This window comes from Tardiphaga sp. 285_C5_N1_2, assembly GCF_052076065.1.
Lineage (GTDB): Bacteria > Pseudomonadota > Alphaproteobacteria > Rhizobiales > Xanthobacteraceae > Tardiphaga > Tardiphaga robiniae.
Map to the genome: position 1 here is coordinate 4,372,374 of NZ_CP197241.1, position 22,460 is coordinate 4,394,833.

At 57.9% G+C, this 22,460-nt stretch carries 19 protein-coding genes; 14 read left to right on the top strand and 5 right to left on the bottom strand.

Translation table 11 applies throughout. The features are described from left to right. Window positions 1–330: 330 nt before the first annotated feature. From AB7951_RS20685 to AB7951_RS20705, 5 genes are all read left to right on the top strand, one after another. Window positions 331–1,119: an ABC transporter permease subunit gene (locus tag AB7951_RS20685; RefSeq protein ID WP_244528402.1), complete on the top strand. Its 789-nt coding sequence runs from the start codon at window positions 331–333 to the stop codon at window positions 1,117–1,119. Next, window positions 1,116–1,829 carry an ABC transporter ATP-binding protein gene (locus AB7951_RS20690; RefSeq protein ID WP_120288761.1) on the top strand — a complete coding sequence of 238 codons (714 nt, stop codon included), beginning with the start codon at window positions 1,116–1,118 and terminating at the stop codon, window positions 1,827–1,829. Before AB7951_RS20685 ends, AB7951_RS20690 begins: the two co-directional genes overlap by 4 nt. 24 nt (window positions 1,830–1,853) lie before the next feature. Beyond that, entirely contained in the window at window positions 1,854–2,864 is a 1,011-nt protein-coding gene (locus tag AB7951_RS20695; protein ID WP_441256038.1) for an aliphatic sulfonate ABC transporter substrate-binding protein, read from the top strand. Window positions 2,865–2,914: 50 nt separating this feature from the next. Continuing rightward, window positions 2,915–4,135 (top strand): acyl-CoA dehydrogenase family protein, encoded by a 1,221-nt coding sequence (locus tag AB7951_RS20700; protein WP_120288759.1) that lies wholly within the window; start codon window positions 2,915–2,917, stop codon window positions 4,133–4,135. Window positions 4,136–4,203: 68 nt separating this feature from the next. Further along, on the top strand, window positions 4,204–5,013 hold the full coding sequence (locus tag AB7951_RS20705; RefSeq protein WP_120288758.1) for a MetQ/NlpA family ABC transporter substrate-binding protein: 810 nt from the start codon (window positions 4,204–4,206) through the stop codon (window positions 5,011–5,013). Between the two features lie 114 nt (window positions 5,014–5,127). On the opposite strand, the gene epsC is transcribed toward AB7951_RS20705, so the two are convergent. After that, window positions 5,128–6,072, bottom strand: a complete 945-nt coding sequence (gene epsC / locus AB7951_RS20710) for a serine O-acetyltransferase EpsC (protein WP_120288757.1) — start codon at window positions 6,070–6,072, stop codon at window positions 5,128–5,130. Window positions 6,073–6,629: 557 nt separating this feature from the next. Here epsC and AB7951_RS20715 point away from each other — a divergent pair. The 4 genes from AB7951_RS20715 to AB7951_RS20730 all read left to right on the top strand — a co-directional run bounded on the left by AB7951_RS20715 (window position 6,630) and on the right by AB7951_RS20730 (window position 10,658). Next, window positions 6,630–6,845 carry a hypothetical protein gene (locus AB7951_RS20715; RefSeq protein ID WP_120288756.1) on the top strand — a complete coding sequence of 72 codons (216 nt, stop codon included), beginning with the start codon at window positions 6,630–6,632 and terminating at the stop codon, window positions 6,843–6,845. Between the two features lie 194 nt (window positions 6,846–7,039). Then, the gene (locus AB7951_RS20720) at window positions 7,040–7,192 is read left to right on the top strand and encodes a hypothetical protein (protein WP_089268111.1); all 153 of its coding nucleotides are present in this window, start codon (window positions 7,040–7,042) and stop codon (window positions 7,190–7,192) included. Between the two features lie 58 nt (window positions 7,193–7,250). Next, the gene (locus tag AB7951_RS20725; protein WP_439062541.1) at window positions 7,251–8,321 is read left to right on the top strand and encodes an LLM class flavin-dependent oxidoreductase; all 1,071 of its coding nucleotides are present in this window, start codon (window positions 7,251–7,253) and stop codon (window positions 8,319–8,321) included. 765 nt (window positions 8,322–9,086) lie between these two features. Then, on the top strand, window positions 9,087–10,658 hold the full coding sequence (locus AB7951_RS20730) for a CYTH and CHAD domain-containing protein (RefSeq protein ID WP_439062540.1): 1,572 nt from the start codon (window positions 9,087–9,089) through the stop codon (window positions 10,656–10,658). Between the two features lie 892 nt (window positions 10,659–11,550). Here AB7951_RS20730 and AB7951_RS20735 read toward each other — a convergent pair. Further along, a complete protein-coding gene (locus AB7951_RS20735; RefSeq protein ID WP_120288753.1) occupies window positions 11,551–11,964 on the bottom strand; it encodes a hypothetical protein in 414 nt (137 codons plus the stop codon). Window positions 11,965–12,236: 272 nt separating this feature from the next. Between AB7951_RS20735 and AB7951_RS20740 the strand changes: the two genes are divergently transcribed. Beyond that, entirely contained in the window at window positions 12,237–12,464 is a 228-nt protein-coding gene (locus tag AB7951_RS20740) for a hypothetical protein (protein ID WP_139285903.1), read from the top strand. Window positions 12,465–12,631: 167 nt separating this feature from the next. Here AB7951_RS20740 and AB7951_RS20745 read toward each other — a convergent pair whose 3' ends face one another. Then, window positions 12,632–13,933, bottom strand: coding sequence for an acyltransferase family protein (locus AB7951_RS20745; RefSeq protein ID WP_439062539.1), 1,302 nt, complete (start codon window positions 13,931–13,933; stop codon window positions 12,632–12,634). 305 nt (window positions 13,934–14,238) lie between these two features. Here AB7951_RS20745 and AB7951_RS20750 point away from each other — a divergent pair, with 305 nt between their 5' ends. From AB7951_RS20750 to AB7951_RS20765, 4 genes are all read left to right on the top strand, one after another. Next, window positions 14,239–15,741, top strand: a complete 1,503-nt coding sequence (locus tag AB7951_RS20750; RefSeq protein WP_439062538.1) for a hypothetical protein — start codon at window positions 14,239–14,241, stop codon at window positions 15,739–15,741. 62 nt (window positions 15,742–15,803) lie between these two features. Next, on the top strand, window positions 15,804–16,874 hold the full coding sequence (locus tag AB7951_RS20755; protein ID WP_439062537.1) for a glycosyltransferase family 2 protein: 1,071 nt from the start codon (window positions 15,804–15,806) through the stop codon (window positions 16,872–16,874). 95 nt (window positions 16,875–16,969) lie between these two features. Further along, a complete protein-coding gene (locus AB7951_RS20760) occupies window positions 16,970–17,971 on the top strand; it encodes a hypothetical protein (protein WP_439062536.1) in 1,002 nt (333 codons plus the stop codon). A gap of 496 nt (window positions 17,972–18,467) precedes the next feature. Next, window positions 18,468–20,435, top strand: a complete 1,968-nt coding sequence (locus AB7951_RS20765) for an Ig-like domain-containing protein (protein WP_439062535.1) — start codon at window positions 18,468–18,470, stop codon at window positions 20,433–20,435. Between the two features lie 63 nt (window positions 20,436–20,498). Here the strand turns inward: AB7951_RS20765 and AB7951_RS20770 are convergent, their stop codons facing one another. Continuing rightward, window positions 20,499–21,245 (bottom strand): hypothetical protein, encoded by a 747-nt coding sequence (locus AB7951_RS20770; protein WP_175366928.1) that lies wholly within the window; start codon window positions 21,243–21,245, stop codon window positions 20,499–20,501. Window positions 21,246–21,447: 202 nt separating this feature from the next. Beyond that, window positions 21,448–22,431 (bottom strand): UDP-glucose 4-epimerase GalE, encoded by a 984-nt coding sequence (galE, locus tag AB7951_RS20775; protein WP_120289199.1) that lies wholly within the window; start codon window positions 22,429–22,431, stop codon window positions 21,448–21,450. Window positions 22,432–22,460 lie beyond the last annotated feature (29 nt).

The following is a 22,460-nucleotide window of genomic DNA, read 5'->3' on the forward strand; positions in this document are numbered from 1 at the left end:
TTCGCATGACGCATAGCACCACAAGAAAATTCCACTGCGCTTCGGGCCGATCAAATTTCAAGGCAACACGCAGCTTCATTTTCCAAAAACAAGCACTGCAAAAGATCGTTCAACTCTCAATCGCGTCGCTCGGATATCAAACTGATCTAATATCGCATGGAGAATGGTTTCGCCGAAGAAACTGAAGACGCTGCGCTTTTCGTTGCTCTATCATCGCCGCTGAATTTCAGAACTGCAGCAATGGATGGCAGGGTGAGCAACGTCGACTACGTCATTCAACAGGAGTATCGCGCGCCCGCAACGCCGGCACCCGCGCGCCACGCTTCCGCCATTGCGAAACCCGGCCTAAAGCCAAATCTGATCGTCCTGTCCTGGATCGCGCCAGTCGTCCTCATCGTTGTATGGGAAGCGCTGGCGCAGGCCGGTTGGCTGTCGCCGCAAGTGCTTCCTGCACCTTCGAAGGTGCTACGCACGGCGTGGAAGCTGACTCTATCCGGATCGCTGCTGAACGATCTCGGCGTCAGCCTGCTGCGTGCGGCCGCCGGCTTTGCAATCGGTGGCAGCATCGGCTTCATCCTCGGCACGCTGGTAGGCTTCTCGCGCATCGCCGAAGCATTGATCGATCGCAGCGTGCAGATGATCCGTGCGATCCCGTTCCTCGCCCTCGTACCCCTCGTCATCGTCTGGTTCGGCGTCGGCGAAGGACAGAAGATCTTTCTGGTCTCGCTCGGCGTCGCCTTCCCGATCTATATCAACACCACGCTCGGCATTCGCCAGATCGATCCGAAGCTGATCGAGCTCGGCCGCGTGCAAGGATTGTCCACGCTGCAATTGATCCGGCGCATCATCCTGCCCGGCGCGCTGCCGTCGATCCTCACCGGTGTCCGCTATTCGCTGGCAACGGCATGGCTGGCGCTTGTGGTGGCCGAGACCGTCGGCGCGCAATCAGGCCTCGGGTTCCTCGCCATGGACGCCCGCGAGTTCCTGCGCACCGACGTGATCGTGCTGACCATCGTGATCTACGCGCTGATCGGCGTTGCCGCCGACTCCATCGCCCGGCTGCTCGAACGCAAGCTGCTCGCCTGGCATCCGAACTACGGCAAGGGCGCGCGATCATGAGCCCGACATCCGTGACATCTAGCGAAACCGCCGTAACGGTGAGCGGCCTGACGCGCGCCTATGGCCCGCGGGTGGTGATCGATAGGCTGGATCTCCGCATCGGGCGCGGTGAATTCGTCGCACTTCTCGGTGAGAGCGGCTGCGGCAAGACGACGTTGCTGCGCGCCCTCGCCGGCCTCGACCCGATCCAGGGCGGACATATCGATGCGCCGGGACGACCTGCCGTGGTGTTTCAGGAACATCGTCTGCTGCCCTGGGACACGCTCTGGCAGAATGTCTCGCTCGGCCTTCCTGGCGCGGATCCGCGCAAGCGTGCCGCCGCTGCCCTGGTCGAGGTCGGACTCGGCGATCGGCTGGACGACTGGCCGCGTAATCTGTCCGGCGGACAGGCGCAGCGCGTCGCCCTCGCCCGCGCGCTGGTGCAGGAGCCCCGGTTGCTATTGCTCGACGAACCCTTCGCAGCACTGGACGCGCTGACGCGAATTCGCATGCATGTGCTGGTCAAGGAGCTGGTCGCCCGCCACCAGCCTGGCGTTCTTCTCGTTACACATGACGTCGATGAGGCAATTGCTCTGGCCGACCGAATTCTGGTGATGCGCAACGGCGTGATCGCCTCCGAGCACCGCGCCGACACTCATGGCGGGCCGGCTGCATCCCGCGATCAACTGCTTCGCGAACTCGGCGTCGCCGCCCATCTCCAGGTCGCCTGATTCCACCTCATAGGAAGTTTTCTCATGTCAAAATCGTTCTTCACATCGTCACGCCGGGATTTTCTCAGTCTCGCGATGGCGGGTGTCAGCGCCTATGCCGGCATTCATCTCGCCAGCCATGACGACGCCATCGCGCAAAGCACCGGGCGAAAGACCGACAAGGTCCGTCTCACCTGGGGCTATCACGGCCTCACGCTGATCGCCAAGGAACGCGGCGAGTTCGAGAAGGCACTCGCCCAGCATGACATCAAGGTGGAATGGCTCGGCCCATTCCCGAACCACGCGCCGACCTTGCAGGCAGTGACCGGTGACAGTGCTGATTTTGGCTTTGGCGGTAGCACCACGCCCGCGCTGGCGGCCATTATCGCCGGCTCTCCGCTCGTCTTCACCCAATTCGTGCTCTACGAGCCGCGCACGACGGCGATTATCGCCAAGGATGATTCCGGCATCAACAAGGTCGAGGATCTGGTCGGCAAGTCGGTCGCGGTCAACCGCTCCGGGCTTGGCGAATTCCTGCTCATCGCAGCACTTGAGAAGCACAAAGTTGACCGCTCCAAGGTGAAATTCGTCTATCTCAACCCGCCGGACGCAGCGCCGGCACTCGCATCCGGCAACGTGGATGCCTGGTCGATGTGGTCGCCGGGCGTCGACATCGCGCGGCTGGACTACAAGGCTCACGACGTTTTCCTTGAGGGACGCGACCTGCCGTTCCAGATCGACTTCTCCTCTTACGTGACGTCCCGCAAGTTCGCGAAGGACAATCCGGCCATCGTGCGGGCGCTCAACGCGGTCTATGAGAAGGAAGCGCAGTGGGTCAACAAGAACACCACCGACGCCGAGCATCTCATCCAGAAGGTCGCGAAATATGACGACCGGATTCGAGACCAGTTCATCGAGCGCAAGCGCAACTACACGCTCATCCCCGTGTCGGACAAGAAATTCGTCGGAGAGCTGCAAACCGCAGCGAACTGGCTGACCGAGCGAAAGGTCCTGCCCGAGTCCGTCACCGTCTCGGATCATCTGGCCAGTCTTTAAGTTTTTATCGCCGCTCGATCCCCCCACCGGAATCGCCGAGAAAGCATCCCATGAACAAGCCCACACCGCAGCACTCGTTCGACGTGTCGCAGCCGATCCGGATCGGCTCGTCCGATCTGCAACAATTGTTTGATCACATCGCGCAGGGCGAGGCAGAGCGCGAGCACGACCGTGTTCTGCCTTACGACATCATCGAGCTGATCCGCCGATCGCGGATCGGCGCGCTCCGCATTCCCAAGGCCGATGGTGGCGGCGGCAGTACCGTGCGAGAACTGCTCACTGCAGTCATCAGGCTGGCGGAAGCCGACGCCAATGTCGCCCATATCCTGCGCAACCACTATAGCGTGGTCGAGCGCCTGCTGGCCTCGCCGCCAAGCGCGCAAAATCGCAAGTGGCGCGACGACGTCGCGGCTGGCGCCATCATCGGCCTCGCCACCACGGAGCTGGGCAGCTCGCAGGTGGGAGACATCGCTCCCGCCACCACCGTCACGCCGGATGGCGACGGCTACCGCCTGAACGGCACCAAATATTACAGCACCGGCACGCTCTATGCGGACTACGTGCTGGTGCGCGTCGCGGACGGCAATGAAGCACTCGCGACCACGATCATTCCGGTCAAGCGCGAAGGCATCGAACTGGTCGACGACTGGGACGGTTCGGGCCAGCGCCTGACCGGAAGCGGCACCACGCATTTTCATAACGTCCGGGTCGAAGCGGCCGAACTCATTTTCGATCAACCCAATATCGGTTATGGGGCCGCCTACCAGAACACGTTCGCGCAACTCTATCTGACGGCCATCAATGCCGGCATCGCAGCAGCCGTCCTGCGTGACGCCAGCGACCTGGTCAGGCGGCGCGCGCGTAGTTTCTATTACGCGCCCACGCTTCGCCCGCGCGAGGACCCCATCCTGCAACAGACTGTCGGCCAGATCGCAAGCCACGCGTTCGCGGCAGAAGCGACCGTGCTGGCCGCGGCCGATGCGCTTGACGTATCGAGCAAGGCCCCTGATCGGGAAGATACCAAGCCGGCGCTGGATGCCGCCCTCGCATCGTCCAAGGCCAAGATCGTCGTCGACGAACTGGCCATCCGCAGTGGCAGCCTGTTGTTCGATGCCGGCGGCGCATCCGCGACCAAAAAGTCCGACAACCTCGACCGTCACTGGCGCAATGCGCGGACGCTGTCGTCGCACAACCCGGTGACCTACAAGGCACAGGCGATCGGCGCCTATGAGATCAACGGCACGCCGCTGCCGGCCAAGGGCTTCTTCTAGGTCGTCCGGAAGGCTGCGCCGTCGTAGCGAGCGCGATACATTCACTTCATTCCCAACCTGGATACATCATGAAAGCTGCATCTCGATTTCTCATTCTCTCCCTTTCAGCGCTTGCACTGTCATTACCCGCCTTGCAGGCCAACGCCGCCGACAAGCCGCTCAAGGTCGGCGTTTCGGCGGGGCCCTATGGTGACATTCTTCGCGAGGCCGCGCGGCTTTCCGAGAAAGAGGGATTGAAGGCGGAGATCATCGAGTTCAGCGACTGGAACCAGCCCAATGCAGCGCTGCAGGCAGGCGACATCGACCTCAACAACTTCCAGCACCGCTTCTATCTCGCCAATCAATCGAAGGCGCGCGGTTACAAGCTCTCCGCCCTCGATGAATCGATCCTGGTGCCGGCCGGCGTCTTCTCCAAGAAATACACCAAGGCCTCCGACATTCCGGACGGGGCCAAGATTGCCATCCCCAACGATCCGACCAATGCAGCGCGCGCATTGTTGCTGTTTCAGACCGCTGGACTGCTCAAATTGAAGACCGATGCCGGCCTCTCGGCGAGCATTCTCGATGTGACTGAAAATCCGAAGAAGCTGCAGATCGTTGAAATCGACGCGGCCCAGTTGCCGCGGTCGCTCGACGACGTGGCAGCCGCCTTTGTGTCATCCAACTACGCCTATCTCGCTGGCCTGGACCTCAACAAGGCGCTTGCGGCCGAGACCAGCGTCGCCGAAGCCAAGCCATATTATACCCTCGTCTTCGCCGCGCGTGACGATCGCAAAGACGATTCGCAAATCAAGAAGTTCATCTCGATCTATCGTTCGCAGCCGGTGAAGGATTTCATCCGCACCAAGTTCAACGGCTCGATCCTCGCCGCCTGGTAAATCCCAACGGGAGGGCAGCTCGCGTGTCCTCCCTGACGCGATATGGCATGGCCCGACCACGGGCCGCGCCTGTCGGGACAGCGGTAGCGTGCCAGCGCGGCGGCTATGCAACCATCATCGCGGGCTGATCTTGCTGCGCACCGATGCCTGCGTCACGAAACTGTTGGGCGGTACGTCTTCGGTCAACCAGACATTGCCGCCGATGGTGGAGCCGCTTCCGACCACGATGCGTCCCAGAATGGTCGCGCCCGCATAGATGATGACATCGTCCTCGATGATCGGATGGCGCGCATTGCCCTTGATCGCCTTGCCCTCGTGATCGGTGGGGAAATGCCGGGCTCCAAGCGTTACCGCCTGATAGATTCGGACGCGATCGCCTACGATAGCAGTTTCGCCGATCACCACGCCGGTGCCATGGTCGATGAAGATGCTGGCGCCAAGACGCGCGCCCGGGTGAATGTCGATTCCCGTTGCGCTATGCGCCAACTCGGCGATCAACCGCGCCACCATCGTTGCCCCGAGATTGTAAAGCAGGTGCGCGACGCGGTGATGGATGATCGCCACCATGCCGGGATAGCCAATCAGGATTTCGGGGAAGCTCGTTGCAGCAGGATCTCCCACGAAGGCGGCCCTGAGATCGCTGACCAGCCTGCCTCGGATCTCCGGCAGCCGGGCGGCGAAGTCGCGCGTCAACGCAACGGCGCCCTCGAAATGTCGCTCGGTCGGCGCGCCGTCGGAAACGAAAGTCTGCCCCCGATAGACTTGCTCGAGCAAGCCATCCAGCGCGGCGCCCAATTTGCCTTCGACAAACGCGTCGATGCTTTCGGTGCCGAAATCGGAGCGGCCGTAATGCCGGGGAAACAATGCCTCGGTGAGGCTCTTGAGCACCTCCGCGAGGGCCTCGCGCGACGGCGCCCGTCTGCTCGGCCCACGCTGCCAGATATTATGGGCAACGTCGCGGGACTCGCGCAGCCCGGCAACGATCGTACCCAGGTCCCAAAGTGGCGCCGGACCGTCCCGATCTGTGTCTTGTTTGACGTCCTCGGCAACCCTCGACATCGCGGCTCCCCTGTTGCGATCTCATGCAGCTGCAACTGTGACTCATGAGCCTGGGACAAGGAATTCCAAAAGTGCAGCATTTTCGATATGTCCATCCTTCCTCCTCACGCGCCGACCTCACATCACGTGCCCTTCGCTTCCGATACGATCGCGATCAGGCACTGAACCAGCGTGCGCGCGGCTCCAAAGCCTGTCCACGCTGTGTGGCGGAACGATTTCACGGCGGCGGATGGCTGCTGCCGTCGCCAAACAGCCGTTCATTCGCCGCACATGCCTGCGTACAGCATCGTCGTCGTTGCGATGCCGCTAAATTTGGATGGCCATTTCATTGACGAACGATCGCCGCCATCGGATATTCGTGACACAGATTATGCACTTCGGAATGCCTGCATGACCGCATATGAGACAACAGTAGTGAGCCAGGTGCGCAAGCGCGTAACTCGCCGCTGCGTGTCCGCGGCCACCGGCGCGTGTTGTTGATTCCAGCGTAACGACTCACACCGAACATCCCATCACTCATTGATAGGATCGCTGCCTCGGCGGCGAACAGAACGCGCATGTCGAATGCCTATGTCATCGAAGTCTTCAATCGCACTGCCGGAATCGTCGTCGCCGAAGAGCGCGGATTTCGTTTCTTTTCATCAGAACCTGCCTTCGACACGCTCGAAGGCGACCATTTCGGATCGGCCCGTGCAGCGGAACGCGCAGCGAAGGCACTCATGGACCAGCGAAGTCACAAAGCTAGCCAGTACCGTATCGTCACGGCTCGCTGAGTTCGAGACTGTCCTCGCTCGACCAGAATGACAATCAGCGTCGAACGAACAAAATTGCCCGGCGCAGACGGCATGGAGAATATTACTCCACGCCGGAACGCCCCGGCGTGCTGATCATCATTATTTCTGGCACGCGCTTGCGTAGACCGGATTTATCGCCTTGTTATCTGCAAATGTCGCGTTGGAGAAAGATGATGCGTGAACTATCCGCGGAAGCCCGGTTGCATAGCCGTGCGCGCGCGTCGTCGAACCGCACAGCGGTGCGCCTGCACACGGCTGCCGTTTACGGCGCATTTGCGCTGATCGCAGCCATCGTGTTCGGCGCGACATCGGTGCGCCCATTTTGACAACGGCACGGGACGGTGAGCCGCACGCAAACATGCGGTCCCATCGTCAGAGGACATCATGAGCGATCGTTCGGATTTTCTTTGGTACATCCCGAATGACGTGAAGGCAGGTCACCGCGGCGATGTCGTCGATCCAAACCACAACAGCGTCGAGACGCTTGTCGACCAGGCGCAAGCGCTGGAACGTCACGGGTGGAAAGGCGCGCTGATCGGAACCGGCTGGGGAAGGCCGGACACATTCACCGTCGCGTCAGTGCTGGCGGCCCGAACGACGAGTTTCGAGCCACTGATAGCCATCCGTCCCGGCTATTGGCAGCCGGCGCATTTTGCATCTGCCGCAGCCACACTGGATCAATTGAGCGGTGGCCGGGTTCGCATCAATATCGTCTCCGGCAAGGACAATCTGGCGGCTTACGGCGATGACGAAGCCGACTCGTCGCAGCGATATGCGCGGACCAAGGAATTCATGCGCATCGTCCGGCGGCTGTGGACCGAAGAAAACGTCACCTATTCCGGCGCACATTTTCGCGTTTCCGACTCAACCGCAGCGCCGCGCATCGTCCAGCGCGGCAGTCGCCGCCATCCGAAGCTGTATTTCGGCGGGGCGTCGGACGCGGCCGAGCATGTCGCCGCAACCGAAGCCGATGTCCAGCTCTTCTGGGGCGAACCGCTCGGCGACGTCAAACAGCGCATCGAACGGCTCAAGAGCTTAAGTCAGCGCCTCGATCGGGATCTCCCGCCCCTGGAGTTTGGTCTCAGGATCACAACGCTTGTCCGGGAGAGCTCGGCCGAGGCCTGGGCTGCGGCGGAAGCCAAGGTTGCCGACATGGCGCGGAAAGCAGGCGCGGGCTGGAACGACCACGGCCCTGCCATCGCAATCGGCCAACGGCGACTGCTCGACCTGCAGGCCCGCGGCGACGTCCTCGACGACAATCTCTATACGGCACCAGGAAAATTCGGCGCAGCCGGCGCCGGCACCACCTGGCTGGTCGGTTCGGCATCTGAAGTGGCCAGCTCGCTGCAGAAATACCGCGATCTCGGCATCAAGTATTTTATCCTGTCCGACACGCCCTATCTGGCGGAGATCGAGCGGCAAGGCAAAATACTCCTGCCTTTGCTTCGAGATTGATTTGCACGGCACCATCCGTCCTGATCCGGATTGGCACCATCATTCTCTGTCCTGTTCGAACCAGCCTATTGCTACCTCGATCTTGCGCTCGATACGCCTGAAGAAGACGCGCATTATATAATTGATATCATTACATAATTTATGGGAGCGCCTTTAGGCTCAATCTTGCCGAGGTCCACTTTGCGGCCCGTTCGCGCTTCCAGAAGGACGATGTAGCCCGTCCGGAATGCAGCGCCAGCTTCCGCCGGATCGCTTTCGTACCGACGAGGTAACCAGGCGGATATCTCTGCCCAGTTCGCGATACTCTGGCGCGCGAATTTAATTGTGGCGGCCTGCCGTAAGTGATTGAATTTTCAGCAACTCGACTCAACTAATGATGGAGATACTTTCGCCAGCGAGGTTACTGCCATGCTTGCCGAGAAGTTTTTTCTGATACTCGAGACAATCAGAAGTCACGCCTCCGATGATAAGCCATCCGGTGCTAGATCATCTCCAGTCGTGAACGGTCCCGTACCGCCGACCCCGGTCAAACCGCCGAGCGAAAAGCAAACTAGGGCCGCCAACTGAGGCAGCGTTTCGCTTTTCACGAATGTGGGCGTTAGCACCATTCGAACAGCCCTGAGTCGCGCTGCTCCCGATCGATCCGGAAATTGCCGTCGTAATTTACCGCGTCATTCCATCGCCATCTTGGGCATGTCTTGCTAGTGTCATAAAATATGATGCGTGCTTCCGATGGAGTTACCATTGAACGCCCAGCAGCCAATCGTGCCCGATTCTGCTGGCGCAGCAATTGCTGTACGACCGGGTGAACAGGCGGAAATCGAACTTAAGCTGCTGGCGCCGCAAGGTATCCTCGAAAAACTGCGCGAGATCCCCGTCATCGTGCAGCATGCGCGCAATCGCGGCGTGGTCCGCCGGTTGGAGACAATTTATTACGACACACCGGAGGGGGCGCTGTTTCAACGCGGCATGTCGCTGCGCGTGCGACGCAGCGGCAAGCATTTCATTCAGACGCTGAAGCTTCTGCCCGACATCGGGCGGCCGTTGGCGCGACGGCAGTGGGAAACATCGGTTGACGGCATGACGCCCGATCTGGCGCGGCTTCCTGTCGCCGAGATCGGCGATCCGGTGACGACGCTTACGCCCGATGTGCTCGTGCCGGCGTTTGCGACAAGAGTTCGCCGGCATGCACGGCAGCTCGATCTGCCTGATGCGTCAGTTGAAGTCGCCTTCGACGTGGGGACTATCGAGGCCGGTACGCGTCAAGAAGTCCTGTCCGAGATCGAGCTCGAATTGAAGAGCGGCAACGCTGGCGCGCTGTTTGATCTTGGAACGCAGTTGCTCGATGCCGCGCCGCTGCAGGTCGGCACACGGAGCAAGGCGGAACGCGGCTATGCGCTGGCGTTCGACGTCGTGCAGCCGCCAGTGAAAGCCGAACCCGTCAACATCACTGCCGAGCACGCGGTTGACGACGTCATTGCGCTGCTGGCGGGCGCCTGCTGGCATCATCTCCTGCGCAATCATGCGGTGGCAAAGGAAGGATCCGATCCCGAAGGCGTGCACCAGATGCGCATCGCTCTGCGCCGTCTGCGCACGATCTGTGCGCTGTTCCAGCGCGAGATTCCATCGCCCTCGTTCGAGGCAATCAACAGCGAAGCAAGGTGGCTGATGCGACAGCTCGGCCGAACCCGCGATTGGGACGTTTTCGCCACCATGATCGTTTCTCGCGTGGCGACGACCACGCCGGAGGTCGACTTCGGCGGCTTGCGCGAGACAATCGAGCGGCAGCGCAAGTCGAGCTATGGCAGCCTGCAAGCGGTTCTCGACGATCCGCGCTACAGCCGTTTTCTGCTTTCGCTCGGGCACTGGGTCGAGCGCCGCAGCTGGCGCAACGATATCGACAGCGATGCGCTGGCTGTCCTGTCGCAGCCGATGCCGGCGCTCGCCGACAAAATTCTGGCGCGACAGCAGCGGAAGGTGCGGAAGCGTGGCACGCACTTCCGGCAGCTCGACACCGCTGCACGGCACAGTCTCAGGATCCAGCTCAAGAGGCTGCGCTATGCGGCCGAATTCTTCTTGCCACTTTACGCCGGCCACGCGCCCGCCAAGCGCTACGTGGCTCGGCTCGCCAGGCTCCAGAAGAGTCTGGGACGCGTATGCGATATCGCAAGTATCCGCGGATTGCTCGGTTCCGTCAGGCAGGACGGTCAGGCCGCGCTTCACCTCGCCATCGGCACGGTCACTGGCTGGCAGGCCCGCGACGAGATTGCGGCCGCGAAAACGCTGCGCAAGAAATGGCGGCGCTTCAAGGCGACGCCGGCATTCTGGGGCCGGTAGAGTTCGTCGCGCTCATCTACGGGCGTGACAGCGCGCACCTCAATGATCGAGAAGCACTACGCCCGTTGGATTTCTGATGGCCTGGAAGAGTTAATCGCGCGATCTGTAGTTCCACTCCTTCCTCGAGATGAGGCATGATGCATCTTTTACGAAGGGCAGCGATTGCGGCCACAGCGTGCCACCTAAAGCAATGCCGCTCATGAAATATTGAATGAAGCAATATCGATGGTATAGGCAGTTCCGATCAACTCGGTGTAATTGCCGCATCTCGCGCCGGTGCCGCACGGCCGTTGGTTATCCGCACTCGATGCCATATCAGCAGTAAGGCTTGCAAAGCTGTGGTGATGCCAGCTGTATCCCGCATTGTTTGTTGATTTTATTAGATTTTACGATTTCTTCCGGATCAACCCCACCGTTCGCCCCAACCGCACTTTGCGCGCGCTCGATCAGGCCGCATACTTTCGCCTGTCCTGGGATTGTACCAAGCGCCCTTGTCCGCCGGACCACGCCACTCGAATTCTGGAGCATCCAGCATAGGTGGGAATGAGCTTGGCCAATCCCAAAAGTCCGATCGTCTGTTACGTCGGCGATGAAAGCGCCATGCATTCCAACAGGTGCTATGGACTGTTTCTCAGCACTAGCTTCCGGTCAATGTCGTGCTGATTAACAACGGGGTTGCACAGGATGATCGATCCAGGTCGGAGGTGTTGTGTAGGCAGCCTGTAATCCGATCGCGAGCACAACGACGATTACAACCAGCAGGATGATGCCTAGCACTTGCTCCAGATCGAAATCCTTCCGGCACAAGCGACCCAATCGGTTGTATAGGCCGCAGGCCAAGCGGGCTTGAGAGTGAACTACGCACGATCACTCAGGAACTCGGGGCCTCGTTTTAAAATGAGGGATGGGTTCTGCGGATAGTGACCAAGGCATCCGGAAGTGGCTGAGCGCCTTCATCGGCTGCAAGAGTAATACGATCGACCTTGCTGAGGAACACAAACGATATTTCAGCCGTGGGCCCCAAATCTTTCAAGGCGGCATAAAACGTTGCAGCCTCGCACGCGCTTGCGCCTCGCACACTGATAACCGATGTCTGCCTGAAAATTCGCTGACCGTCGCACGTCACCCTACCGAGATCCTCTCGAAACTCAGAAAGAAGACATATGCCTTTCGCGACCTCAACAGAACTCGCATCGAACGCTAACGTCGGATGTCCATCAATCTCTACGGCAAACAACAGTCGATCACTGAAAGGATCGGTCACGAGAATATTCCTTTCCCGATAATAGTTAGTGACAGCTTCCATAAATTGTATTCTGATACTGTTCGCAAAAACCCACTCTTAAAGGGGAATGTTTTCAAAAGCCGAGCGCACATATCCGTCGTGACGCTTAATCCAGACGATTATTTACGCCGCGAGGTACCGCGATGAAGGCTGTTAACAGCACAAGTCGATCGTGCATCTCGCGTCAATCGGCCTTTCCGTGAATCGAATCCAGCTTATCTTGTCAATCCCATCTCCTTAACAAGAACATGAAATCAATTTCTACAATCTAAACCGAGACCCGAGCCAGACGCATGGGCAAGACAGAGACGACACCAACCGAAATTATCCGCATGATCTCTGCTGAAGCTACCCGACTCATCGGCCCGTGGCCCAGCAACCTGGATATATTTGTATTTCGCGTGGATGACAGCTGGGAATGCCTGATAACACCGACCAATAATCCAACCGAAGCTAAATTCCGAGATGTGGCGTTGCAGATCGGCCTTTCACTCGAACGCAGTTTTAAGCTCAGGGTATGAAACCTATTTTTGCGGCCTCGTATTCTCCTTACCAACTCGAAATCCTCTTGCGAAATTGACACGACGTTGGGGCAACTAAGCCTCAGCACAGCGATTTCGACCTGCTGCCTTTCCCATACTTTTGCAAGCAAGCTGTTATCCCGAGAGCTATCAGTTCGGTGTCTAGATTACCGGGAATTATCGCGAGCCCCAACGGCCCGGGCGTCGGGCAAAAGTAGATCTTCTTTCCTCGTTGAGTTTGTAGTCGACGCATACTCTTCGATAACTCTCCGAGAAGCGAATGCCGTTTCTGTCTCGGTCGCTATCGTTCTCACAGCTTTCGCGACGAACGCCTTGACCGATGAAGTGTGTATTTCGAACAGGCGATAAAACGCAACAGATAGCGCACCACAGAGCAGCATGAAGGACACGAAGCGAACGAGAGAGAACAACGTAAACTCGCTTGGGCCACTACTGAAGATAACGTTCAGCACCACCAAAATTGGATAGTGTGTTGCATATAGCGAAAAACTATACTTCGCGCCGTTTGCGAGTGGGTGCAGCTGCCTTGGCATAGATGCACCCGAGAGGGTCAGCCCCACGATGCTGCCTGCGACAATCAGGCCGGTTGCCAGCTGGCTTGCCGCCCATTTCGGCGCCGCCCCCCCTACATAGAGCAGCCAGGCTCCAACGAGACCTACGCAGAATAAGAACAGCCAACTCACGGCAGGCGCCCTAATGGCGTAAACTGCGGCGCCGAGGCACCATATCAAAAAGTAGAAGATGAATTTGGCTCCGATATGCGCCCCCGCCGGGTCATGTCTTTCTGCATACCAAAACAAGGCAAGAATGCCGATGATCAAAAATGTAAAACTGGGACGAGACCAAACGACGACAAGAGCAAAGATCAGAACATAGTACCAGAATTCGTTGGAGAGGCTCCACAATGCCAGATTTCCGGCAAACTCCGAGCATGCGATCGTCTGAAGAAAGGCGACATTACATACAGCCGTCGTTGCCCCCGCGCTTGCAGAGAACAGCCTCCCTGCATCATATAGGTCGTGGCGCGTCGCAACGAATTCCTGCCAGTTCGGCAAATGTCTCGCCAAACCATATGCGCAGATGGACGTCACAAGTGCGGGCATCAACACCACATAGAGGCGAGCGCCTCTGGCCGCGAAGTACTCAATCGCATTGAGCTGCCCCGATCTTGCTCTGACGATCGCTGGTCCGCCCACGAGATAGCCACTCAAAACGAAGAAGACGATGACAGCGGCCATACCATGCGCGCTGAGGGTCTGTACAAGAGAGTAGAGATAGCTGACTGGAGAGCCATCTCCCGGGTCCGGAGACCTTTCCAGAAACATCAATTGGTAGGAGTGGAACGCAACCACCTCGATTGCAGCCATCGTACGGGCGAGATCTAGCCATGTGGGCAGATTCGCCGGCGTCACGGCGTTGGTACGAAACCCGATCCAACCCTCATCCATGAGCTCGAGATCCTGCAAAGCGTCAGTCTGCAATTGGCACGTCATCGACCTGTGTGAACCAGCTAAACGCAGGCAACGCCCTTAGACTTGACAACTCTCAATACGCTGGCGTTCGAAGGGAGCGCACCTAACCGCCCCTCCCCTGACGGCATTTGGAGGTGCTGAGCATTCATGGGGAAATCGCCCCCCGAATTTGACACCCATCAACTTTGACCCATGCGCGTCTCGCATGATCGCGGCGACAGAACCCGCGTCTTCTCCAATCAGGAGAGGCCGTCGCGTCGTCCTGAATTCGGAGAATGCACATGACACGATACGGTCAGCTCCTCGGAGTCCTCTTGCCAAGCATTTGGCGCCAAAAGGGCATTGTCGGCAGCTCCATCGTTGTCGTCTCACTCCTGACCCTCATGGCCTACGCAACGATCGGTGAAAGATATGAGTCCTACACTCTGCTGCGTGTCGGCCAGGGCATCAAAGACCGGTCCTCAGGCGCAAGCGTGAATCCGTTCGCCGAGGGCGCCGACCTGTCTATCCGAATCGATTCGCTCGCTCGACTTGTTACGACTGACCACGTTGTCCGGGAAGCAGCGTCCAGCACCGGCTTTGATCGCTTCAACAAAGGCCGAGACAACAGTCTAATGGCGTCCATGAGCAAGACGATCGGGTCTATCGATCTTTCGCGGCTGCTGCCGAAGAGTGTCGCCGATGCATTAGCGAGTTGGTCGAAGCCGGCTGACACGAACGAGGCCAGCGATCAGGCGCCAAGTAAAGAGGCGGCATTGGTCGCTTCGCTCCGTGATCTGATTACCGCGAAGCAGGAGGGGCGGTCAGACCTGCTGCGCATTTCCTTTCGCTATCCCGACGCTGCTGTTGCCACACGCTTTTTAACTGAACTGGCAAATGCCCTCGTCGCGGTTCAGGCCGATCTCGTCCAGACACCTGGCGCCGATATCTTCTTTGAAGATCAAACGAGACGGCTGCAGTTGGAAGCTGAAAAGTCGGCGACCGAACTCCAGAATTTCTCGGTCGGAGCGGCGATATACTCTGTTGCAGAGCAACGCGCACTGCTCCTCAAGCGGGCAAACGAGCTGAGTACGTTAATCTCAACGACCCGTGCGCAGATCCAGGATCGAAAGGGCCAAAAGCAGTCCATCGTTGATCAGCTCCTGATACTGAAGCCGGTTCAACAATCGAAAACGGTCACTGGTATCGTCAATAGCCTGGGTGCGCGCGATTATCCAGTTACGCCAAATGCTGCCGGGACACCTCAGAACTTTGAGGAAACCCCTCCATTGTTGCTGATCAAAGTGTATCAGGACGCCGTCGCCAATCTCTTCAAGGTCAACACCGATCTGAACGGATCCATGAAGCTTGAGAGCCTCCTTGCTGACGAGCTCGAACATGTGAATGCCGAGCTCGCGTCATTGTCGTCCAAGGAATCCCAGTATGACCAGCTCAAGCGCGCGTTGGTCCGTGCCTCCACGGCCGCCGATCACTACGGCGCACGAGTCATCGAGGAAAAGATCAATCTCGACATCGCCAAGAAAACTCAGTTGTCGAGCGTGCGTGTAATCCAAGCTGCCGATCGCCCTCTCCGGCCGATCTTTCCGCAGAGATTTCACTTTGTCCTGCTGGCACTGTTTGGAGGCGTGATTGCGGGATCCGCAATCATCATCATGAAGGAATTGAGCCGCCTGCGCCAAGATCAGTACGAGCTTGAAGAGCGCGAGCTCGCAATGAACGAAATCGGCATCCGATCGGTTCGCGAGTACAAGGCAGCGTTGAAAGCCGCACAAGCGGCTGAATGAGCTGCGCTATTGCGTGACTAATTTGTCACTGTGTTTTGAAACTGAGTATACATGGACGGATTATGGATCAACTCTGTTTTGATAATGATGATGACGTTCATTTGGACCCGTCTCGTTTAGACGCAGGATCAGCGCGCCCTCAGTCGCCAATGGTCACAATCGCCATTCCGACATTTAATCGCGCAAGGCATCTGCGCCATTGCATCAAGTCGGCGCTCGCTCAGACTTACGACAATTTCGAAGTTCTGGTCTCCAACAATGCATCAACGGACACAACGTACGAGGTGCTGAAGGAATTTTCAGACGAGAAGCTTCGTATTGTCCAGCAGAAGATCAATATTGGACTACTGCCGAATTGGAATGCTTGTCTCGCCAATGCAAAGGGCGATTATGTCGTTTTTCTCTCCGACGACGATCGTGTGTCGCCATTTATGATTCAGAAAGCTATCGACGTTGTCCGTAAACGACCCGGCCTGCCGATAGTCGTTACGCTGAGCAATTTGCATTCTGAAGCTGTTGGCAAGACGTTCGCGGCTCGCGGGAGCCGAAAGTTGTCGACGGGAATCTGGCCAGGAACGGCAGTATTGGATGAGTTCCTGCAGAACAACATTACTGTCACCATGTGCAGCGTTCTGCTGCGTGCCGATTACGTTCGGGCAAATGGAGGATTTCCTCTGGAGTGTCCTCATATGGCTGATATCGCAGCCTGGGCACCACTTCTATTTCTAGGCGAAGCTGGGCTGGTGAACGAGCCGTGCGCGACCTTCTCCTATCATGGCAACTCCGAGACGTCCCGATTGAGTCCGGAGGAGCTGCTATTGGACGGACGGCATATGGAGGAAATGATTTCTGACCTTGCCGTGAAGTATGTCGGAGACTCCGAGCAACAGCGTCTTCTGCAGCTCAATGCCCGTCGGTGTTTTGCACAACGAGGCTTGACCGTTCTCTCCGATTATCGATCAAGCGGCGGGAAGATGGACCGATTTATCACCTTACTTTGGAAATTCCGCAGTTATCTGACATCCGCCGGACCAAAAGTCGGCTTACGTTTCTTCGCACTCGTCCTCTGCCCTCCTTTCATTGCAGACTATTTGCGCCAGCGGCGTCGGGGCGCGTCAGAGCAGTTGGTGTGAAAATGCCTGCTTGTCGGCACCCGTTTCACCCATGGACGGCATTTTTTCGAGGCCAGAATAGCACTCAACATTCTTCTGGATATCAGCGAAAATCGGTGACTGCAGCTGCTGGAACGCTTCTGCTTGCATTCAATGTTAGCGCCAACGCTTTTGACGGTTCCGCCCCTCCGGCATCTGATTCAACGCAACTCCTCACGATCGCGACACCGCATTCCGCTCTGGCGCAGCCTTATCGGCAGGCAGCTTATTCAGCGGACCTGGCTTCACGGCGAATTGGAATACCGCGATTCAAACCGGAGCGAGAGGTCACAATTGATACACCACTAGTAGACGCTACGGTTCAAAACACTCCGGGTTACAGCGATCAGTATCCTGCAGGCGTCCCGAAGACGTTTGCCTGGTGTGGTGGATCTTACAGGCCGCCTAACAACCGTACGCCACCACCGGACTTCACCGCTGTGACCGGCTGGGGGCAAATCTATCCCGCGATAGGCGCAGCCGAATACTCCACACTCGATCCGGTCATTGAGGTCGCCAATTCACGCACCTATGTCCACCTCAAAGGACGGAATGGTTGGGTATTGGTCCAAAGTCAGGCGCGCATACAGCTCGCCGGTGCGCATTTCGTCTCCGACTTTTCCAAGAATGCGGCGATCCGGATGGAGATTCGTCAAAGCCCAGGCGGCGGCGCGATGATTGGCGCGCCACCGCCCGGCTACAATAGCCATTTCTGGCTCGTCACGCGCGGCACCTATCCAGCCTCTAGCGTTGACGGGGTCTACGTACAAATGGATATGCGATCGGCTGATCCCGCACTGAACGTCGTCGCTAACGTCGGGGCCGATTGGTGGCGCAACGCAACAGCCGCATTCGAAGACGGCTTCGGAAACAATCCCGGAGCCGGAATGAGCAACTGGCTCACCCTTTCGACGCAGTGGTCGACGCTACGCTTCTACTCGACCAGCAACGACGACCTGTGGGCCGATCCACCGCCTCCCTTACTATCCACGCGGCCACCCTACATGCCTACGAAAACGAAGCGGCGCGACATCGCGAGGATACCTTGTTCCCTCAGTCGCGAAACCCAACCGCAATAGCTATCTTGAAAGGCGTCTTGGAAACTGCACGCCGCGACACAGTGCCGCGATTACACTGACGTTCGCATTCAATGCAGATGCGTTCTCTAAATGTATTATGTAGTTAGCTACTACTCGATCAGTGTGTCGCTGCTGCTGCCCTTTACGCGGTGCAACACGAACACATTGAAAACAAAATGTGTTGCCACGGTTCGCTACACTATTGTTGATTCGTCAATGCACGATTTATTGGCGACTGCACAACTACTACGCATAAGCTACGAATCGTTTCAAACGACAAGAGCCTTCGTCACATCAATCCTCATCGGCTGACATCCGGGACAGATGCAAGTTCGGTGGGCACTCGGCAAAACTCCAGTTTCGCGTCGCCCGCATGTTTCGTACGGGTACAATCTCGAAACAGTCAAAATCCCATCTTCTTTGCCGAGATGGATGCTCTTCACAGGTATTTCTTTTGAAGTCGGGCGCACCAAGCAGCGACAACCGGGGACATAGGATGGCAATTTCTGTTTCGGATATCATAGCTCAGAACACGATCGGTTATAGTGAGGGTAAACCAGTTGGCGTGCCGGCGAGCTACGCATGGTACAACGGTTTGTATAGGCCAGTTGGCTATAGCGGTCCGCCATCCGACTTCACGTCGGTAACTGGATGGGGGCAAGTCTATCAGAAGGCTGGTGCCCCGGCGTATTCGAATCCAAATGCCACCATCGATGTCGCCAACGCCAAGACTTATGTGCACCTGAAGGCCACAGGTGAGTGGGTTCTGGTTCAGAATCAGGCCAATAACCAGATTGCGGGCGCGCATTTCGTTGCCGATTTCAGCGGCAACTCGGCGATCGCCATGAAGATCGGGTCCCAGACCGCGGGGAGCGCCACAATGGCGACGCCCCCGGCCGGATATAACGACCATTTCTGGCCCAGCGCGCGCGGTATCTATGCAGCAGGGGCGGTTGACGCCGTCTATGTGCAGATGGATATGAAGGTCAGCGATCCCAATCTGCAACTGATCGCCAATGTTGGCGCCGATTGGTGGCGCACCCCTTCGGTCGGCTACGCCAACGGAATGACCAATAATCCCGGGGCAGGCATGAGCAACTGGGTCGAGCTGTCGACTCAGTGGACCACGCTCGGGTTCTATTCCTCAACGACAGCTCAATTTCAGGCAGACCTGCCACCACCGCTTGAAGGAGTGGTTACGGAAGTTCCAAAGCCTACCATCACGCTCTTCAGCGCCGATAGCGGCGTCGTCGGCGACGGCATTACGAACGCGTCTGTCTTGAAGTTGACGGGAACCGCTCAGCCGGGACTCGCTGTCAACGTCTTTGACGGATCCCAGCTTCTCGGGACCACCAAGGCTGATGCGTCCGGTGCATGGACGTTTGCGACGGCGCAGCTTACCAGCACGTCGCACAGCTTCACTGCAAAGGCCATCAGTGCCTCAGGAAGCACGAGCATCGCATCGACAACCCTCACTGTTCAGGTCGATACGATTGCCCCCACTGCACCGAAGCTTCTCTCGTTCTCTCCCGACACGGGCGTCGTCGGAGACGGCAAGACCGACGCGACTGTCATTAAGCTGACCGGCACAGCGGAGGCTGGCAGCGCCGTCAAGGTGTTCGATGGGGCGACCCAGATCGGGACCGTAAGGACCGATTCGCAGGGATCATGGAGTTTGGTAACGGGGCCACTATCGACGGCCACTCACACTTTTTCAGCTACGGCCACCGATGTCGCCGGCAACTCAAGTACAGCGTCATCGCCGCTCAACGTCAGGGTCGATGGAGACGGGACTTCTACGCCCCCGGTCACGGGTGAGAATCTTTTGGTCAACGGATCGTTCGAGGCATCAGCCGTGAAATCCAGCTGGTTTGCTGGATTCAGTACGATTCCGGGATGGTCGGCCGTCAGCGGTGGCACGATCGAACTTTGGAACAATTTGAACGGCGTAAAAGCGACCAATGGCGTGAACTTTGGAGAGCTCGATTATCTTGGCGCCGATGACGGGCTCTACCAGAACGTGTTGACTATCCAGGGCCAGAGTTACGACCTCTCACTCGACGCGCGCAGTCGGCCTGGCTTTACGGGGGCAACCTGCTCCATGGAAATTCTCTGGAACGACACCGTGGTCGCGCGCGTACCACCAGGAAATAGCTGGCAGACCTATAATTTTACGGTGACCGGCACAGGTGGGTCTGACCGTCTGACCATTCGTGAGGTCGCAGGCCAAGGTGGCGACGGCTTGGGCGCACTTTATGACAATGTGAGTTTGGTGGCCAAGCAGCCGATAACATCCGCGTCACAGGCCAGTCTGGCTCAGGCATCACGTGCCGTCGACCTTATCAATCAATATTCCGCCACAAGTGCTGTCAATTCAGATTACGGGACCAGCCCCTTGGCGAACGCGGCCGACTCCCTCACCACTCTCTCACAGACGTTAGCGCAATCGCAGCAGCACACCTGACAACATCAATCTTAGGGGGCGCCGCTCCAGATGCGCGCCCCTCGAGGAGCCTTTTCTCACTCCTCACGGAGCGTGATTTTGCGACTGGAAATTTCTAACGATCGTGTTGTGTCGACCAACTAATTCAAGAACAGCCGGTCCATGGGCGAGAACAATACTCGTGGATCTCGCTCGCATCTCCTCGCAGCAGCGCTGGATTTCACGAGTCAGCGCCTTATCGGCTTCAGCATAGAATTCCGCGAAAGACGGCCACTCATCTGGCCAGCGACTTGCGATCCGTGGCGTATTGAGAAACGGAAACTCGGCCGATTTCGGTGAAGCCGTATACCACGGCCCCACATTTGGCAACGTCTCACCATGCGCCGCCTGCAAATTGGAGCGGATACCCGGCGTCAACGACCCAACATCGACCGGCTCTTCATCGGCAGATAGCAATTCGAGCCCAACGTTATAACAGACCCCAAAACGCATAACCGCTTCGTCGAACGAGGTGCACAGATACTCCAAATGGGAATGCACGAATCTCAGACGCTGATACGGACGGCTGGCCTCCTCTGCCTGCGTCAGACCGCTCGCGATTCTCTGAAATTCCCATGCATCTTCGCAGACCGTCTCAAATTGCAATAACGCTTCTACAATTTCCCTGAGCTTATCATGTGCCACGGCGATCGGATTTCTCGCGAATTCCGGCAACGAGCTGAGGTAGGGTGCATCGGCGACGCTCAGGCTAACCTTGGCATCATCTATGATCCGATCGAGCAAGCCTGCTGCGATCTGCGAGGCGGCAGCTTCTGCTTCAACAATGGTCATTGGCGCCGGCTATCTCAGGCTAAACAGATTGCCAGTCGGTGTGCGCACGAACCGGCGTCCAGGGTCTACGTACCGCTTCCCTTTAGCATGTTCGCACGCCGGCGCCACCAGTGTTCAATCCGGTGCGATTTGGATAGCCGAATAATAACGGCAAACCGACAGCCTATGACTGCGTGAAAGCGCATCGCATACCGCGTCTCTCTCAGGTCGCTCGCTGATGCCACTTCCATGCAGAGCCGACGATGGTCGAAAGGTCGGAATACCTGGGCTGGAAGCCCAGAACTGCCTTGGCGCGCCCCGGATTTGCAACCAGAACCGGCGGATCGCCATTCCGCCGAGGCTTGATGACGAACGGCGTCTCCCTATTCGTCTCACGCCGAATTTGACCGATAATCTCCTTGACGGAGTATCCCCTTCCCGTTCCCAGATTGAAGCATCCACCGGCCCCACCCGCGCGAAGATGCTTCAAGGCAAGGACATGAGCCTGCGCCAGATCCGTAACGTGAATATAGTCACGTATGGCTGTGCCATCGGGAGTCGCATAGTCGTCTCCGAAAATCGCAAAATCATCCAGCTTGCCCTGCGTCGCCAGAATAGCGCGCGGGATTAGATGCGTCTCGGGGGAATGGTCTTCGCCAATCTCTCCGCCAATATCCGCACCACTCGCGTTAAAGTATCGCAGGCAGATTGTCGCCAGGCCATAGGCTTCACCGAAATCCGCCAACATGTCCTCGACGATCCGCTTGGTTCTCCCATATGGATTGATCGGCTGCAGGACTTCACTCTCTTCAATCAAATCCTTATCGACGCATCCATAGACAGCGCCGCTGCTCGAGAACACCAATGTCTTGCACGACGCATCGCGCATGGCACGCAACAGACTCACCGTGCCTTCAACATTATTTCTGTAGTATTTTTCCGGATCACTGACGGATTCGCCGACGAGGCTCGAGGCGGCGAAGTGAAACACCGCCACGGCGCGATACTTCTCAATCGTCTCCGCCAAGCGTCGCTGATCGTGAATATCGCCTTCGATCAATGGGCCCCACTTGACCGATGATCGATGTCCCGTCGACAGATTGTCATAGCAAATTGCACGATAGCCGGCTTCTGCAAGACCCTTGCAGCAATGCGACCCTATATACCCAGCGCCGCCCACGACCACGACATTCGGCGTCTCACTCATTATCCACCCCACACGCAGCGCTCGGCCTC